Below are 16,126 nucleotides of genomic sequence, written 5' to 3'. Positions count from 1 at the left end.
TAGCCTGCGAACCATGGATGCTGTCATCTCGGTGACCGGCCTGGTGAAGTCGTACGGCCGGACCCGGGCCCTGGACGGCCTCGACCTGACGGTCGCCGCCGGAGAGATCCACGGCTTCCTCGGCCCCAACGGCGCCGGGAAGACCACCACCCTCCGCGTCCTGCTGGGCATGCTGCGCGCCGACGCCGGCGAGGTGCGGCTGCTGGGCGGGCATCCCTGGCACGACGCCGTACGCCTGCACCGCCGCCTGGCCTACGTCCCCGGCGACGTCACCCTGTGGGACGAGCTGACCGGCGGCGAGACCATCGACCTGCTCGGACGGCTACAGGGACACCTGGACACGCGGCGCCGCGACGAGCTGATCGAGCGGTTCGCCCTGGACCCGGGCAAGCGGGCCCGCACCTACTCCAAGGGCAACCGGCAGAAGGTCGCGCTCATCGCCGCGCTGGCGGCCCGCGCCGAGCTGCTCCTGCTGGACGAGCCCACCTCCGGCCTCGACCCGCTCATGGAGGACGAGTTCCGCCGCTGCCTGGCCGAGCGGCGCGCCGAGGGGACCGCGATCCTGCTGTCCAGCCACGTGCTGGCCGAGGTGGAGGCGCTGTGCGACCGGGTGAGCATCGTCCGTCAGGGCCGCGTCGTCGAGTCGGGCACCCTGGCCGAGCTGCGGCACCTCACCTGGACCTCGATCACCGCCCGCCTGGAACGGCCGCCGGAGCGGCTGGAGGGCGTGCACGGGCTGGAGATCCACGGGACCGAGGTGAGCTTCCGGGTGGACAGCGGGCGGGCCGGTGAGGCGCTGACCCGGCTGACCGCGTACGGGCTGCTCGACCTCACCGCGCGGCCGGCCACCCTGGAGGAGCTGTTCCTGCGGCACTACCGCGAGACCGTCACCTCATGAAGACGATCACCCACCTCATCCTGCGCCGCGACCGGCTGCTGATCGCGGCGTGGATCGCGGTGGCCGTGGGGGTGCCCGCGTTCAACGCCTACTCCCTGGCCGCCCTGCTGCCCACGCAGGCGGCGCGGGTCGCCTTCATCGCCGCCGCCGACGCCAACCCGATCACGCTCGCGCTGCTCGGCCCCGTGCACGGAACCTCGATCGAGGCCGTGGTCGCCTGGCGGTCGAGCGTGCAGAGCCTGCTCATCGGCGGGCTCGCCGGGCTGCTGTTCGCCATCAGGCACACCCGCGCCGAGGAGGACGCGGGGCGCAGGGAACTGGTCGCCGCCGGCGCGGTCGGCAGGTACGCCGCCATCACCGCCGTCGTGGCCGTGATCGCCGCCGTGAACCTCGCCGTCGCCGGGCTGCAGGCCGCCGTGCTGGGCCTCGCCTTCGGCCACCCGATCGGCGGGTCTCTGCTGTTCGGGCTCGTGAGCGGGGCGGGCTCGACGGCGTTCGCCGCGTGCGGGCTGCTGGCCGCGCAGCTCTGCCAGAGTGCGCCGCTCGCGCGGGCCGGTGGCGTGGGCGTCCTGGTGGCGGGGCTCGTGCCGGGGGTGATCCTGCCGGAGGAGGTGGTGGCCTACCTGCCCGCGGGGTGGCCTCGGGTGGCGCGGGCCTACGGGGACGAGCGGTGGTGGGTGCTGCTGGTGCCGCTGGTGGTCGCGGTCGTGCTCACCCTGGTGGCGTACGTCGTCTGCGGTCGTCGTGATCTCGGGGCGGGGCTGCTGCCCGAGCGACCGGCGCCCGCGAGGCCCGCTCCGCGCAGCGCGGCCGGGCTGGCGTGGCGGCTGTACGGGGGGCAGACGGTGTCGTGGACGGTCGCGCTCGGGGTGGCGTCGGTGGGGGTGGGGTGGGTGTCGGCCTCGTTCGAGGTCGGGACGCTCACGGGTGAGACGCTGCTGGAGATCTTCACGTACGGGTTCTGCATGGTCGTCGCGTGTCTGGCCGTGACGGGGGCGCTGCGGCCGCTGGGCGAGGAGAGCCGGGGGAGGGCGTCGGCCGTGCTGGCCACCGCCACCGGCAGGACGCGGTGGTTGTGCGGGCACCTGGTGCTCGGGCTGGCCGCGCCCGCCGCCATGCTGCTGACCGTCGGCGTGGGCACGGGCGCGGGCCAAGTGCTCGCGACCGGCCTGTCCGGGGGCGCGGGCCAAGCGTTCGCGACCGGCCTGTCCGGGGGCGCGGGCGCGGGCCAAGCGTTCGCGACCGGCCTGACCGGGGGCGCGGGCCACGCGCTCGGCACGGGTCTTTCCGGCGTGGTGCTCGCCCAGGTCGGTGTGGCGCTGGTCTTCGTGCCCGCCGCCTGGGCCGTCGCGGGGGTCGCGATCGCCGCGTACGGTCTGCGCCCCCGCGCCGCCGTCCCCCTGGCCTGGGCCGTCCTGGTGGGGTCGGCCGTGTGTGTGGCGATGTGGGAGGCGGGCACGATCGGCACGACGGCGTTCCTGCTCACCCCGTTCGGCTACGGCCACCCCTCGCTATCGCCGGGTTTCGTGGCTCCCGCCGGTTTCGTCCTGGTCGCCGCCGGGCTCGTGGCCACCGGCAGCGCCGCCTTCGCCAGACGGGACCTGCTCGCGTGAGGTGCCGTTCTCGCCGGACGAGCCATGCTCGCGTGAGGCGGGCAGGTGCAGTGTGAACACGGTGTCGCCCGGCGCGCTGGTCACCTCGACCCGCCCGTCGTGCGCCGCCGCGACCGCCGACACGATGGCCAGGCCGAGCCCGCTGCCCCCGGCCAGCCGGGACCGTGACCCGTCGCCCCGCGCGAACCTGCCGAAGACGTGCGGCAGCACGTGCGCGGGGATGCCGGGCCCGTCGTCGGCCACCCGCACGCTCACCTGGTCGGGCGTCATCAGCACGGTCGTCGTCACGGTGGTGCCGGGAGGCGTGTGGGTGCGGGCGTTGGCCAGCAGGTTCGTCACGACCTGGTGCAAGCGGTCGGCGTCGCCGACGACCAGGGCGGGCTGGTCGGGCAGGCTGACGAGCCAGCGGTGCCGGGGCGCGGCGGCGTACGCGTCGCTGATGGCGTTGACCACGATCGGCGACAGGTCCAGCTCCAGCCGGTCCAGCGGCCGGCCCGCGTCCAGCCTGGCGAGCAGCAGCAGGTCCTCCACCAGCGTGGTCATCCGGCCCGCCTCGGAGCCGATGCGGCCCAGCGCGTGGGCGGTCTGCGGGCCGTGCGGCTCGCCGCTGCGCTGGGTCAGTTGCGCGTAGCCGACGATCGAGGCGAGCGGGGTGCGCAGTTCGTGGCTGGCGTCCGCGATGAACTGCCGCAGCCGCGTCTCGCTCTCGTGCCGCACCGCGAAGGCCGTCTCGACGTGCCCGAGCATCCGGTTGAGCGCGCCGCCGACCTGTCCGATCTCGGTGCGCGGGTCGGTGTCCACCTCGGGCACGCGCGACAGCCGGACGGCGTCGCCGGTGGCCAGGGGCAGCTCGGACACGCGGGCGGCGGTGGCGGCGAGCCGGCCGAGCGGCCGTACGGCGTGGCGGACGAGCAGCGTGCACGCGATGGCCATCAGCGCCACGCCCGCCAGCGTCACCGCGGCCTCGACGACGATGAGCCTGGTCAGCGTGGTGCGCATGCCGGTGAGGGGCAGCCCGACGACCAGGGTGTCCCCGGTCCTGGTCTGCGCGCCGACCATCCGGTAGTCGCCCAGCGGCCCCAGGCTGACGGTCACGGGCTCGCCGGTCACGGCGGCCACGGCGGGTGGCGCGGGCACGTCCTGCACGGTTCCTGGGTCGGTGAGCACGGCGGCCCGCTGGATGACGCCCTGCCGCACGCGCGCGCCGAACGTCTCCATGGCCTGCCCCGGCGTCAGCAGGAAGGTGACCTCCCTGGCCTCGGGCGGCGGGTTGCTCGGCCCCGCGGTCCGCGTGGAGCGGTGGGCGGCGGAGTACACCTGGAGGTCGAGCCGGTCGGTGAGGAAGGCGTTGAAGAACAGGGTCGTCACGGTGGCGATGACGGTCGAGACGACGGCCAGCAGCGCGATCGAGGAGACCACCAGCTTGGTCTCGAGCGACATCGTCATCCGGCCGGTCGAAGCGTGTACCCCACCCCGCGCACGGTGTGGATCATCGGCTTGCGCTGGGCGTCGATCTTGCGACGCAGGTAGGAGATGTACAGTTCGACCACGTTGCTCTGGCCGCCGAAGTCGTAGGCCCACACCCGGTCGAGTATCTGCGCCTTGCTGAGCACCCGGCCGGGGTTGTGCATGAGGAAGCGCAGCAGCTCGAACTCGGTCGGCGTGAGCCGGATCAGCTTGCCGGCCCGCTGCACCTCGTGCGTCTCCTGGTCCAGCGTGAGGTCGCCGACCACGAGCCCGGCGTCGGGCGGCGTCTGCGCGGCCCCCGAGCGGCGCAGCAGGCCGCGCAGCCTGATGACGACCTCCTCCAGGCTGAACGGCTTGGTGACGTAGTCGTCGGCACCCGCGCGCAGGCCGATCAGCCGGTCCTGCACGGAGTCCTTCGCGGTCAGGAACAGGACCGGCACGCCGGGCAGCACGGCGCGCAGCCGGGGCAGCAACTCGATCCCGTCCATGTCGGGCAGCATGATGTCCAGGACGATCGCGTCGGGCCGGAAGCCGCGCGCCGACCTGATGGCCTCGCTGCCGTTGTGCGCGCAGCGGACGTCCCAGGACTCCTGGCGCATGACCATGGACAGGAGCTCCGTCAAGGACGGCTCGTCATCGACGACGAGGATGTTGATCGAGCTGCCGTCGGCTCGGCGCACGGGCTCGGACTGGAAGTTCGCGCTGGTCGTGTGCATGGTCGTGACGATGGCGTCCCTGCATGAGTGTTTGATGAAGGGTTGCCTGTGAAAACTCTGTGAGCCGCGCCCGCGCCGGTAGCGCGGAAGGACCCGGCACGTGGCCGGGCCCTTCCTATCCCTTTAAGACGCAGTCAGAGCTACCCAGAGCCCATCCCCCTTCCCTTCGTTGTTACACGAGCTTCCCGGACCAGACGGCCGAGGCGGCGGTGTAGACGCTGTAGGTCTCGCCGTCGAAGTACGGCGAGCTGATGTAGTCCACCCGGTCGTTCTCGTCCTGGTCGTAGAAGCTGCTGGTCACGCCGTTGAGGTAGCCGGTCCGCTTGGCGCTGCTGTACTTGAGCAGCCACGGGCCGCCGTCCGCGCCGGCGGTCATGGAGCACTTCAGGCCGACGTGCTCCTCGATCTTCTTGGCGGCCGAGCCCACGGTCTTGGCCGTGGTCGTGCCGTAGCACCACTTCGGCGTGACACCCGTGAACGGCTTGTTGCCGTCGGGGTGCGCGGCCTGCGGGTAGCCGAAGACGTAGTGCGCCTTCTTGAGCGGCTGGTTCCAGGAGATGCCCTGGCCGCCCACGTTGTCGCCCAGGCGGCCCGCGTCCTCGACCTCGATCGAGCCGTGGTGCTTCCTGGAGTCGGTGTCGGTGGACTTCGAGATCGTCACGCCGTTGTAGACGGAGACGAAGCCGTAGTCACGGTCGTAGTCCTCGTAGACGCTGTAGTCGTAGTGCACGAACGCCTGCTTGCCGACGTAGATGCCCCACGGGGCCTTGCCCTGGTAGTAGCCGGGCACGAAGACCCAGTTGTCCATGAGCTGCTCGTCGTTGGCGGTGTCGTACACGCAGTGGCCGGCCGTGGCCACCAGGTTGGCGTACTTGCCCTGGATGGACGTGGCGGAGCACCAGTGCTTCTCGCCGTCCTGGTCGACGAAGAAGACCTTGCCGATGGTCTTCGGCAGGTTGACGTTCTTCGACTTGGAGGTCGAGGTGGTGGTGCCGGTCGGCGCCACCGAGCCCGCCTTCGTGTCGGTGGTGGCGGTGCCGGTCGAGGTGAGCTTGTCGACCTTGGTCGTGTCCTCCTCGACGTAGGTGGCGGCCTCCAGCGCGGCGCCGTTGTTCTCGAACCAGAACTGGGCGATCGCCTTGGCGTTGGCCGCGCTCACGCTCTCGGACGACTTCCAATGCGGGTCGGCCGTCGCCTGCGCGGACCCGGCCAGGGAAGCGCCGAGCAGGGCGGCGGCGGCGAGCCCGCCGCCGATGGGAGCAAGGGTGTGCTTGATCTTCAAGGGATTTCTCCTTGTTCGTCGCGGGAACGCGCTGAGCGTTCGGTGCGTCTATGAGGCAGGAACGTATCCCTCTTGACCGTGTCTTCATGTCCCTTTTGTCCGGGTTTAGCTCGCGCACAGGCCGCCGTGATCTTCCCGTGATCTTGAGAAGATCATTCCTGTGAACGCATTCCGCAAGGCGGGCGCTGATCCTGAACGCGAATCCGGTAAAAGCCTGAGAATCGCATAAGAGAATCTATGTGTTGCACATCACTGGGTTTCCTACCTGCGCTTATCCAACTCATAGGCTCGTGACAGGCCTTTCTCAGGTTCGCTCGGCAGAGTGCTGGACGTGGATGACCTTCGGGGCTGGATTCAGAGGTCCGGCCAGGTCCTTCCAGGATTGGATTCATTACCAGTGCGCTTCGCCAAGCCTTTCACCGTGACCATCGCCAGCGCGGCCCTCATCGCCCTGCCCTTCGCCGGCTCCGCCCTCGCGGACGGCGCCCGGCCGCAGCCCGCCCCCACCGCCAAGGCGCCGCACTCGGCCCCGGCCAAGCAGGTGCGCAAGGACGACAAGCACAAGGACGCGCAGCGCAAGGCGATCTCGCTCAAGGTGGCCGTCGACCCGAGCCGTGTCCGCGCCGGTTCTTCCTACGAGGTGACGATCTACGCCAAGGGCATCTCCTCCGGCACCGCCCTCGTCACCAGCCCCGAGGGCAAGACCTACAAGGTCTCCCTCTCGGGCGGTCGCGCCACCAAGGAGCTGACCGTCCCGTCGAAGGCGCGCGCCGGCAGCAAGACCGTCAGCGTCAAGGTCGCGAACAAGACCGCCACCGCCTCCTTCACCGTCGTCGCCCCCAAGAAGCAGGTGCGCGACGATCGCCGTGACGACCGTCGCGACGACCGCCGCAAGTAGTCCGGTAGCGGGCGGGACCGTCCGGCCCGCCTTCTACGCTTGCTGGTCGTGAACATCCGTACCAGAACCACGGACGACCTGGCCGCCTGCGTCGAGGCCCTCGCCGAGGTCCAGGCCGCCGACCGCTACCCCGTGCACTGGCCGGACGATCCGGGTGCCTGGCTGACCCCGGACGGCATGACCGGCGCCTGGCTGGCGGTCGAGGCGGGCGTGGTGCTCGGGCATGTGGCACTCACCCGGGACCTGGAGGTCAGCCGCCTGTTCGTCACGCCCGCCGCCCGGGGGCGAGGCGTGGCCGAGCGGCTCCTCGGCACGGTCCGGGCCGCCACGCCGCTGCCTCTCAAACTGGAGGTCTCGTCGGAGGGGCCGGCCGCCATCAGGCTCTACGAACGTTCCGGCTGGCGCAGGGTCGGCAGCAGCCGCGCCGGCTGGCTCAACGCCGCCGGCGAGCCGGCCCTGCTGCACCACTACGTGAGCCCGTGAAGCTCACGCGCCCGGCGCGCCTGGTGTCACAACGCGTGCTCACGCCGCCGCGGTGCTGGAGCGCATCACCAGCGTGGTCGGCAGCTCCACGCGCTGCGGCGCCTCGCCCGTCAGCAGCGCGGTCAGCGCGACGGAGCCCAGGTCCGGCCACGGCTGGCGGACGGTGGTGAGCGCGGGCGTGACGTGCGCCGCGGCCCACGAGTCGTCGAACCCGACCACGCTCACGTCGTCCGGCACCCGCAGCCCGTGCTCGCTCAACGCCTGGTAGACCCCGACCGCCATCGCGTCCGAGCAGGCGAAGACGGCAGTGGGCCGATCGGCGGCGAGCAGCTCGCGGGTGGCGGAGAGCGCGGCGTCGCGCTGGAAGTAGCCGCACACCTCCCAGCGCGGGTCGATCGCCAGCCCCGCCGCGGCCATCGCCTCCCGGTAGCCGGCCAGCCGGTCGATCGCGCACGGCACGCCCGGCCGCCCGGTCATGATGGCGATGCGTGTGTGGCCGAGGGCGATGAGGTGCGCGGTGGCCTCGCGGGCGCCGTCCCGGTTGGACGCCGCCACGACCGAGAGCCCTGGCGGCGGCTTGCGCCGCGGGTCGACGACCACGGCGGGGATGCCGTGGTCGGCCAGCCAGGCCCGCTGGGTGGCGGTCGGCGAGGTGCGTACGAGCAGGACGCCCGCGCTGTCCCTGGCGCTGATCCGGTCGAGCCAGGCTGGCGGCGGCTGGCCGTTCTTGGTCCGGCCGACGACGGCGGAGACGATGAGATCCACGCCGAGCCGCCAGGCCGCGTCCTCGACGCCGCCGAGGATGGCCAGCGCGTACGGCGAGTCGAGGCCCTGCAGCATGACGTCGACCATGCTGCCCCGCGTGGGACGCACCCGCTGGCGCGGGTAGCCGCGCCGTTCCAGCACCTCGGCGACCAGGCGTCTGGTGTGCTGCGAGACGTCGGATCGGCCGTTGAGCGCCTTGGAAACGGTTGCAACCGAGACCCCGGCCTCGCGGGCGATCACCGCCAGTTTGGGTAGCGGGGCGGGTGTGTCGGAGGCCGTCATGGTCTTACTCTGCTCCGAAGGTCGGGCATTAGGCCAGGCCATGCCAGCGAAAATTTCGAAATTTCGGCGTTTGCCCTGATAGTGACTCCTGCCGGGTTCGCATGCCATTGACGTTGCGAGCGTGCTAACGCAACGTTTCCTGCAACCGATTGCAGACCGGCACCACGCGAAGGAGTCCGTTACGTGGCCGTCGTCTCGGCGCCCCCGCCCCGCCCAAGACCCCGCCGAGCAGGCACGCTGACCCCGTACTGGCTGATCGCACCCTCGGTCGTGGCGATGCTCGGGTTCCTCGTCTACCCGATGCTCAGCGTCCTGTACTACAGCCTGCAGCACTACAACGTGACCCAGCCCTGGGACAACGGCTTCGCCGGGCTGGAGAACTTCCGCAGGCTGCTGTTCGAGGACCCGATCTTCTGGCAGAGCCTCGGCTTCAGTCTCAAGTGGGTGGCCGTCGAGGTCGTGCTGCAGTTCCTGCTGGGCCTGGCGCTCGCGCTGATCGTCAACGAGAGCTTCATCGGGCGGGCGATCTCGCGGGCGCTGGTCTTCTCGCCGTGGGCGGTCTCCGGCGTGCTCACCACCGCGATCTGGGTGCTGCTCTACAACCCGTTCACCGGCGTCTCGCGCTATCTCGCCGACCTGGGCCTCATCGAGTACGGCGCCGCCCCGCTGGCGAACCCGGACACCGTGTTCTGGGCCGCGGTGGTGGCCGAGCTGTGGCGCGGCGTGCCGTTCTTCGCGATCCTGCTCCTGGCCGACCTGCAGTCGGTGTCGAAGGAGCTGTACGAGGCCGCCTCCGTGGACGGCGCCAGCCGGACGCGCCGCTTCTTCCACATCACGCTGCCGCACCTGCGCGACGCGATCATCCTGTCCACGCTGCTGCGCTGCGTGTGGGAGTTCAACAACGTCGACCTGCTCTACACGCTGACCGGCGGCGGCCCCGCCCACCAGACCACCACCCTGCCGCTGTACGTGGCCTCACTGGCCGCCCAGTCGCACGACTTCGGCTACGCCACCGCGCTGACCACCGTGGCGTTCCTCATCCTGACCTTCTTCTCGATCGCCTACCTGCGCCTGAGCAAGTTCGGAGCGAAGTCATGACCGTGGTCGCCGAACGGCCCGTGGCCGCCCCGCAACGCCAGAGCCCGCAGAGCGCGCCGGGCAACCGGGTGCCGCGCTGGCAGATCTACCTGCCGCTGGCCCTGTACCTGCTGTTCACACTGGTGCCGTTCTACTGGATGCTGGTCTTCGCCTTCCGCCCGGCCGGCTCGACGGCGATCTTCCCGTGGCCGATCACCCTCCAGCACTTCGACACGGTCTGGAACGGGATGGGCTTCGCCGTCTTCTTCCAGAACAGCCTGATGGTCGGCGTCGCCTCGCTGGTCGCGACCACGGTGGTGGCGCTGGCCGGCGGCTACGCGCTGGCCCGCTACAACTTCCGCGGCAAGGGCGCGTTCATGGTGGGGATGCTCTGCACGCAGTTCATCCCCGGCGCCCTGATGATCATCCCGCTGTTCGAGATCTTCCGCACGCTCAGCCTGACGAACTCGCTGTGGAGCCTCGTCATCGCCGAGACGGTCTTCCAGCTCCCGCTCTCGCTCATCCTGATCAGCGGCTTCATCCGCAACATCCCGTACGAGCTGGAGCAGGCCGCCTGGGTGGACGGCTGCAGCCGGCTGCGCGGCTTCCTGGCCATCGTGCTGCCCCTGCTGCGGCCCGCGCTGGTCGCGGTCGGCTCGTTCGCCTTCATCCACAGCTGGAACAACTTCCTTTTCGCCCTCATGTTCATCAACGACCAGGAGAAGTTCACCGTGCCCGTGGGCCTGGCCTACAACCTCGGCGAGAACAGCGTCGACTTCGGCGCCCTCGCCGCCGGCGGCGTCGTCGCCGCACTGCCCGTCGTCCTCGTCTTCGCCTTCATCCAGCGTTACCTCGTCCAGGGGATGTCCGCCGGGGCGGTGAAGGGATGAGCACTCAGACCTACCGCAACCCGGTGCTCAACGCCGACTGGTCCGACCCCGACGTGATCCGCGTCGGCGACGACTTCTACCTGACGGCCTCCACCTTCACCAAGGTGCCGGGGCTGCCGATCCTGCACTCCCGCGACCTGGTGAACTGGACGATCATCGGCCACGCGTACACCAGGGGCCACGACGACGTGCGGCCCGGCTGCGGGGTGTGGGCGCCTTCGCTGCGCCACCACGACGGCCGCTTCTGGATCTTCTGGGGCGATCCGGACGTCGGTGTCTGCTGGGTGAGCGCCGAGGACCCGCGCGGCCCGTGGACCGAGCCGCACGTCGTCAAGCCGGGGCTCGGGCTGATCGACGCGTGCCCGCTGTGGGACGACGACGGGCAGGCGTACCTGGTGCACGGCTGGGCCAAGAGCCGCGCGGGCGTCAACAACCGGCTCACCGTCAACCGCATGGCCCCCGACGGCAGCGCGGTGCTGGACGAGGGCGCCCTGGTCATCGACGCCGACCTGCTGCCGGGGTACCGGACGCTGGAGGGGCCCAAACTGTACAAGCGCGACGGCGCCTACTGGATCTTCGCGCCGGCCGGGGGCGTCGAGCAGGGCTGGCAGTCGGTGTTCCGCGCGGAGTCGGTCTTCGGCCCGTACGAGGACCGCATCGTGCTGGAGCAGGGCGGCACCGACGTCAACGGCCCGCACCAGGGCGGCTGGGTGGACACCCCGTCCGGTGAGCACTGGTTCATGCACTTCCAGGACCGCGGCCCGTTCGGCCGGGTGGTGCACCTGCAGCCGATGGCCTGGGGGGAGGACGGCTGGCCGGTCATGGGCGACGGCGGCGAGCCCGTCGCCGAGCACCGGGTGCCGGTGCCGGGCGGCGAGCCGGCCGCGCCCGCGACGTCCGACGACTTCGCCGGTCCGGCGCTCGGGCTGCAGTGGAGCTGGCAGGCCAACCCCGTTCCCTCCTCGTGGGAGCTGCGGGACGGCACGCTGCGGCTGACCTGCGTGCCGGGCCCCGACGACCTGCGCGCGCGGCCGTCCGTGCTGGGCCAGCGGCTGCCCGGCGAGCCCTGCACGGTCACCACCACCCTCACGCTGGCGGGCGAGGGCCGCGCGGGCCTGGCCGTGGTGGGGGACACCGCTGCGTTCGTCGGCCTGGAGCGCACCGGCGACGGCAAGCTCGTGCTGACGTGCGGCGACATGGAGACGGTTCCGGTCGAAGGGGACGGCGCCGTCACGATCGGCGCGCGGATCGACGAGAACGCGCTGGTCACCTTCCTGGCCGGCGGCCGGCCGATCGGCGCTCCCTTCCAAGCCACGCAGGGCCGATGGGTGGGGGCCGTGCTCGGCCTCTTCGCCGCGGGGGACGGCACCGGCGAAGCGATCTTCGAGGCGTTCACCGTGGACATCGAAAGGTAGTGGGCACATGAGACCACACGCGCCGCTGGCCGCCGTCATGCTGGTGGCCGTCCTGGCCGGTTGCGGCTCCGGCTCGGGCTCCGACGGCAAGACCGAGATCACCTTCTGGGACACCAACGCCGGGCCCGCCCGCACACCGGTCTGGCAGCACGCCATCGCCGAGTTCGAGAAGGCCAACTCCAGTATCAAGGTCAACTACGTGGGCGTGCCGATCGCGCAGGCGCCGCAGAAGCTCGACACCGCCATCGCCGGCGGCGGCACCCCCGACGTGGCCGACATCTCGACCTCCGGGCTCGGCACCCTGGTGGCCCAGAAGGCGCTCGAACCCGTGGACGAGCGCATCGCCAAGAACCCCGCGCTGAACGGCAAGTTCAACGAGGCCCTGTTGACGACCGTCAAGAACGTGGTCCCCGACGGGAAGATGTACATCTACCCGATCTCCACCAACTCCGGCGCGTTCTGGTACCGCAAGGACTGGTTCGCGGAGGCCGGGGTGGAGGCGCCGAAGACCTGGTCGGAGTTCTTCACCGTCGTCGACAAGTTCACCGAGCCCGGGGAGAACCGCTTCGGCTTCACCATCCGCGGCGGCGCCGGCTCCATCGCGCAGATGCTGGAGGTCGTCTACGGCCAGTCGGGCGTCACCGAGTTCTTCGACGCTGCGGGCAAGGCCACGCTGAACGACCCGCGCAACGTGACGGCGCTGGAGAAGTACGCCGGGCTGTACAAGAAGAACACGCCCGAGGGCGACCTGCAGAACGACTACGTCAAGATGGTCGCCCAGTTCGACACCGCCGGCAGCATCGCCATCATGCAGCACAACCTGGGCTCCTACCAGGACCACAAGAAGGCCCTCGGCGACGAGAAGGTGGCCTCCTTCTCCGTGCCCAAGGCCGACGCGGGCCCCCAGACCGTGCTGTCGAACCCGGTCGGCGGCGTCGCCGTCTTCTCCGCCAGCGAGAACAAGGACGCCGCGGCCAAGCTCGCCGAGTTCTTCGCCGCCAAGGAGACGGGCGGCTACCTCGCCGAGCAGACCGGCGTCATCCCCGCCAACACCGACGTGCCCGCCTCCGACGCCGCGCACATCACCGAGGCGCAGCGGGTGCTGAACGACCCGGCGACCAAGGTCGTGCAGATGCCCTACCACCTGCCGGAGTTCAACCAGATCACCAAGACCTGGGCCGAGCCGCAGTTCCAGAAGGTGCTGCTGGGCCAGACCAGCGCCAAGGCCTTCCTGGACGAGTTCGCGGCCAAGCTGAGCGAGGCGCAGGCCGCGTACAAGAAGAGGAACGGCTGATGCACGCGGTCGCGGCGCTCGCCGTCGCCGCGGTCACGGCCTTACATCCGGCCCCTGACCTGGGCCGTCAGACGCTCGCCCCGAACGACGGGTGGGCCGCCGCCGAGGGCGGCACCACCGGTGGGGCCGCCGCCCGCCGCGCGGTCACCGTACGCACCCGCGAAGAGCTGGCCGCGGCCGTCGCCGGGGACGAACCGAAGATCGTGTACGTCGAGGGCGCCCTCGACGCGGGCGGCAAGAGCTGCGCCGACTACGCCGTCCCCGAGTACGACCTTCAGCGGTACCTGGAGGCCTACGACCCGGCCCACTGGACCGGCCCGGCGAGCGGCCCCATGGAGGAGGCCCGCAAGGCGTCGGCCGCCAACCAGCGCAAGGACGTGGTGATCGGCATCGGCTCGAACACCACGCTCGTCGGCCGACGCGGCGCCGAGCTCACGGGCCTCGGCCTGATGGTCGACAAGGCCGACAACGTGATCGTCAGGAACCTCGCCGTGCACGACGCCTACGACTGCTTCCCGGTGTGGAGCGGCGGCGACTGGAAGACCGACTACGACAACCTGATGATCTCCGAGTCCACGCACGTGTGGGTGGACCACGTGACGCTCACCGACGGCGACCGCCCCGACCAGGCGGAGCCGTTCTACTTCGGCAAGCGCTTCCTGCGCCACGACGGGCTGCTCGACGTCGTCAGGGGCAGCGACCTGGTGACCGTCTCCTGGAGCGTGTTCTCCGGACATGACAAGTCGCTGCTGTGGGGCAACACCGACAACCCTGAGCACGACGCGGGCAAGCTGCGCGTCACCCTGCACCACAACCTGCTGTCGGGGCTCAACCAGCGGGCGCCGCGCGTGCGGCACGGCCGGGTGCACGTCTACAACAACGCCTACGTGGTCCCCGCCGGCAGCGACTACCAGTACTCGTGGGGCGTCGGCGTCAACTCCGCGATCTACGCGCAGAACAACACGTTCAGCGGGACCACTCCCGACAAGGTCATCCATGGCTGGGGCGGCACCGCGATCCACGAGGAGGGCACGCTGGTGAACGGCAGGCCGGTGAACGTCCTGGCGGCCTACAACGCCGTCAAGGACCCCGATCTCGGCTCCGACGTGGGCTGGACGCCCGCCCTGCACGGGCGCGTGGACCCGGCGCGGGCCGTGCCCGCGCTGGTCAGGGCGAAGGCCGGAGCCGGGAGGATCTCATGAGGGCGGCGGCGATCCTCGCCCTGGTCGCGGGGCTCCTTCTGGTGCCCGCACCCGCACAGGCCGAGCAGCGGGCCGACGGGTTCGCCGGGCTGAACGCCCTCGGCGTGGACGGCACCACCGGCGGCGCGGCGGGCCGGACCGTGACCGTGGACAACCTGACCGACCTGGAGCGGTACGCCACCGCCGCCGAGCCCTACGTGATCAAGGTCAGGGGCTCGATCACGATGGAGCCGTACGGCAAGGAGATCGCCGTCGCCTCCGACAAGAGCATCGTCGGCGAGGGCGCGGGAGCCGAGATCGTGCACGGCGGGTTCTTCCTGAACGGCGTGCACAACGTCATCATCCGCAACCTGACGATCCGCGACTCGTACGTGCCCGGCGACTGGGACGGCAAGACCAAGGACTACGACGGCATCCAGATGGACGGCGCCCACCACGTCTGGATCGACCACAACCACTTCACCCGCACCGGCGACGGCCTGCTCGACATCCGCAAGGACAGCGACTACGTCACCGTCTCCTGGAACGTCTTCAGCGACCACAACAAGGCCGTCGGCGTCGGCTGGACCGCCAACGTGGTCACCAAGGTGACCTTCCACCACAACTGGATCCGCGGCACCCACCAGCGCAACGCCAGCATCGACAACACCGAGGCCGCGCACTGGTACAACAACTACGTCCAGGACACCGCGATGTACGGGACGATGATCCGCGGCGGCGGCAGACTGGTCGTGGAGAACAGCTACTACCAGGGCGTGCCCGACCCGATCGTGGCCAAGGACCCGGCCTCGCAGGTGGTGCAGCGGGGCAACGTGCTGCGCGACTCGCCGGGCCGCTCCGACAGCGCGGGCGCGGCGTTCGACCCGTCCGCCTACTACGCCTACACCCTCGACCCCGCCGACAAGGTGCCCGGCATCGTCAGCCGGGGCGCGGGCCCGCTCGGCGCCGAGCGGCGGGCGCCGCGCCGCATCACCGTCGCGCTCGACGGCACCGGCGACTTCGCCAGCGTCCAGGCGGCGGTGGGCGCGGCGCCGCGCGGCGCGGAGATCACCGTCGGGCCGGGCGTCTACCGCGAGATGCCGCGCGTCTGGGCGGGCCGCCGCGACCTGACGATCAAGGGCGCGACCGGCAACGCCGAGGACGTGGTCATCACCTACGACCTGTCCGCCGGGGCGGCGAAGTTCTACGGCGGCACCTGGGGCACCGCCCAGAGCGCCACCCTCGCCGTGCTCGCCGACGGCGTCACCGTGCGGGACGTCACGCTCCAGAACGCCACCGACGAGACGGTCAATCCCGGGCCGGCGCCCGCCGCGCGCCTGGCCGGGGACAGGACCGCCTTCGACGGCGCCAGGCTGCTCGGCAACGCCGGCGTCCTCCAGGCCGACGGCCGCCGCACCTACCTGCGCGGCTGCTACGCCGAGGGGGACGCGGACATCGTGCGCGGCCAGGGCACGACCGTCCTGGACGGCTGCACGGTCAGGTCCGTCGGCCCCGGCAACGTGCTCGCGGGCGGCACCGTGCTGGTCAACGGCGGCCGGCTGGAGGGCGACCCGGCCAAGTCGGTCTCCCTGGGCAACTCGGGCGCGGCCGTGGTGCGCGACGCCTGGCTCGGCGCGCACGTCATGGACGACCCGTGGGCGGGCGAGGGCCGCTTCGCCGAGTACCGCAACACCGGCCCCGGCGCGGCCGTCACGGCCGACCGGCCGCAGCTCACCGACCGGCAGGCGCCCCGGCACACCGTGGAACGCTACCTGGCGGGCTGGCGCCCGTAGCCGAGAGGCCCGGCCCGCGTCTTTACTCGGAACAATCCAGACCTAGAGTAGCCGTATCAGCACGCCTGGTTA

The 16,126-nt window shown here is 71.1% G+C and carries 14 protein-coding genes; 10 read left to right on the top strand and 4 right to left on the bottom strand.

Features of this window, described 5'->3' with window-relative positions; genetic code table 11:
* Positions 1-13: 13 nt before the first annotated feature.
* Positions 14-898, top strand: coding sequence for an ABC transporter ATP-binding protein (locus FXF51_RS47905; RefSeq protein WP_148441492.1), 885 nt, complete (start codon positions 14-16; stop codon positions 896-898).
* On the top strand, positions 895-2,511 hold the full coding sequence (locus FXF51_RS47900) for a hypothetical protein (protein WP_148441491.1): 1,617 nt from the start codon (positions 895-897) through the stop codon (positions 2,509-2,511). Before FXF51_RS47905 ends, FXF51_RS47900 begins: the two co-directional genes overlap by 4 nt.
* Here FXF51_RS47900 and FXF51_RS47895 read toward each other — a convergent pair.
* The 3 genes from FXF51_RS47895 to FXF51_RS47885 all read right to left on the bottom strand — a co-directional run bounded on the left by FXF51_RS47895 (position 2,410) and on the right by FXF51_RS47885 (position 5,976).
* Positions 2,410-3,957 carry a sensor histidine kinase gene (locus tag FXF51_RS47895; protein WP_148441490.1) on the bottom strand — a complete coding sequence of 516 codons (1,548 nt, stop codon included), beginning with the start codon at positions 3,955-3,957 and terminating at the stop codon, positions 2,410-2,412. The genes FXF51_RS47900 and FXF51_RS47895 overlap by 102 nt on opposite strands.
* Positions 3,954-4,694, bottom strand: a complete 741-nt coding sequence (locus FXF51_RS47890; RefSeq protein WP_148441489.1) for a response regulator transcription factor — start codon at positions 4,692-4,694, stop codon at positions 3,954-3,956. Before FXF51_RS47890 ends, FXF51_RS47895 begins: the two co-directional genes overlap by 4 nt.
* 172 nt (positions 4,695-4,866) lie before the next feature.
* Positions 4,867-5,976: a trypsin-like serine peptidase gene (locus FXF51_RS47885; protein WP_262380328.1), complete on the bottom strand. Its 1,110-nt coding sequence runs from the start codon at positions 5,974-5,976 to the stop codon at positions 4,867-4,869.
* A gap of 421 nt (positions 5,977-6,397) precedes the next feature.
* On the opposite strand from FXF51_RS47885, the gene FXF51_RS47880 reads away from it, so the two are divergent.
* Complete coding sequence (locus FXF51_RS47880) at positions 6,398-6,874, top strand: hypothetical protein (RefSeq protein ID WP_148441488.1); 477 nt, start codon at positions 6,398-6,400, stop codon at positions 6,872-6,874.
* A gap of 48 nt (positions 6,875-6,922) precedes the next feature.
* Positions 6,923-7,357, top strand: a complete 435-nt coding sequence (locus tag FXF51_RS47875; protein ID WP_222871797.1) for a GNAT family N-acetyltransferase — start codon at positions 6,923-6,925, stop codon at positions 7,355-7,357.
* Between the two features lie 39 nt (positions 7,358-7,396).
* On the opposite strand, the gene FXF51_RS47870 is transcribed toward FXF51_RS47875, so the two are convergent.
* A complete protein-coding gene (locus FXF51_RS47870) occupies positions 7,397-8,404 on the bottom strand; it encodes a LacI family DNA-binding transcriptional regulator (RefSeq protein ID WP_148441487.1) in 1,008 nt (335 codons plus the stop codon).
* A 183-nt stretch (positions 8,405-8,587) separates the two neighbouring features.
* Between FXF51_RS47870 and FXF51_RS47865 the strand changes: the two genes are divergently transcribed.
* From FXF51_RS47865 to FXF51_RS47840, 6 genes are read left to right on the top strand one after another with little or no spacing between them, the layout of a single operon-like run.
* Positions 8,588-9,502 carry a carbohydrate ABC transporter permease gene (locus FXF51_RS47865; RefSeq protein ID WP_148441486.1) on the top strand — a complete coding sequence of 305 codons (915 nt, stop codon included), beginning with the start codon at positions 8,588-8,590 and terminating at the stop codon, positions 9,500-9,502.
* The gene (locus FXF51_RS47860) at positions 9,499-10,371 is read left to right on the top strand and encodes a carbohydrate ABC transporter permease (RefSeq protein WP_148441485.1); all 873 of its coding nucleotides are present in this window, start codon (positions 9,499-9,501) and stop codon (positions 10,369-10,371) included. Before FXF51_RS47865 ends, FXF51_RS47860 begins: the two co-directional genes overlap by 4 nt.
* Positions 10,368-11,786: a glycoside hydrolase 43 family protein gene (locus tag FXF51_RS47855; RefSeq protein WP_148441484.1), complete on the top strand. Its 1,419-nt coding sequence runs from the start codon at positions 10,368-10,370 to the stop codon at positions 11,784-11,786. Before FXF51_RS47860 ends, FXF51_RS47855 begins: the two co-directional genes overlap by 4 nt.
* A 7-nt stretch (positions 11,787-11,793) precedes the next feature.
* A complete protein-coding gene (locus FXF51_RS47850; protein WP_148441483.1) occupies positions 11,794-13,080 on the top strand; it encodes an ABC transporter substrate-binding protein in 1,287 nt (428 codons plus the stop codon).
* Positions 13,080-14,282 (top strand): polysaccharide lyase family 1 protein, encoded by a 1,203-nt coding sequence (locus FXF51_RS47845; RefSeq protein ID WP_148441482.1) that lies wholly within the window; start codon positions 13,080-13,082, stop codon positions 14,280-14,282. Before FXF51_RS47850 ends, FXF51_RS47845 begins: the two co-directional genes overlap by 1 nt.
* The gene (locus tag FXF51_RS47840) at positions 14,279-16,054 is read left to right on the top strand and encodes a pectinesterase family protein (RefSeq protein WP_148441481.1); all 1,776 of its coding nucleotides are present in this window, start codon (positions 14,279-14,281) and stop codon (positions 16,052-16,054) included. The genes FXF51_RS47845 and FXF51_RS47840 overlap by 4 nt, the downstream gene beginning before the upstream one ends.
* Positions 16,055-16,126 lie beyond the last annotated feature (72 nt).

Origin of the sequence: Nonomuraea sp. PA05 (genome assembly GCF_008086045.1) — a bacterium.
Lineage (GTDB): Bacteria > Actinomycetota > Actinomycetes > Streptosporangiales > Streptosporangiaceae > Nonomuraea > Nonomuraea monospora.
The sequence above is the reverse complement of the archived record's forward strand: the minus strand, read 5'-3'. Positions and strand labels throughout refer to the sequence as shown.

What these genes read in the sequence shown, in the direction of transcription:
- FXF51_RS47905 (WP_148441492.1), top strand. Translation starts at nt 14, where the DNA reads ATGGATGCTGTCATCTCGGTGACCGGCCTGGTGAAGTCGTACGGCCGG.
- FXF51_RS47900 (WP_148441491.1), top strand. Translation starts at nt 895, where the DNA reads ATGAAGACGATCACCCACCTCATCCTGCGCCGCGACCGGCTGCTGATC.
- FXF51_RS47895 (WP_148441490.1), bottom strand. Translation starts at nt 3,957, where the DNA reads ATGACGATGTCGCTCGAGACCAAGCTGGTGGTCTCCTCGATCGCGCTG.
- FXF51_RS47890 (WP_148441489.1), bottom strand. Translation starts at nt 4,694, where the DNA reads ATGCACACGACCAGCGCGAACTTCCAGTCCGAGCCCGTGCGCCGAGCC.
- FXF51_RS47870 (WP_148441487.1), bottom strand. Translation starts at nt 8,404, where the DNA reads ATGACGGCCTCCGACACACCCGCCCCGCTACCCAAACTGGCGGTGATC.
- FXF51_RS47860 (WP_148441485.1), top strand. Translation starts at nt 9,499, where the DNA reads ATGACCGTGGTCGCCGAACGGCCCGTGGCCGCCCCGCAACGCCAGAGC.
- FXF51_RS47855 (WP_148441484.1), top strand. Translation starts at nt 10,368, where the DNA reads ATGAGCACTCAGACCTACCGCAACCCGGTGCTCAACGCCGACTGGTCC.
- FXF51_RS47850 (WP_148441483.1), top strand. Translation starts at nt 11,794, where the DNA reads ATGAGACCACACGCGCCGCTGGCCGCCGTCATGCTGGTGGCCGTCCTG.
- FXF51_RS47845 (WP_148441482.1), top strand. Translation starts at nt 13,080, where the DNA reads ATGCACGCGGTCGCGGCGCTCGCCGTCGCCGCGGTCACGGCCTTACAT.
- FXF51_RS47840 (WP_148441481.1), top strand. Translation starts at nt 14,279, where the DNA reads ATGAGGGCGGCGGCGATCCTCGCCCTGGTCGCGGGGCTCCTTCTGGTG.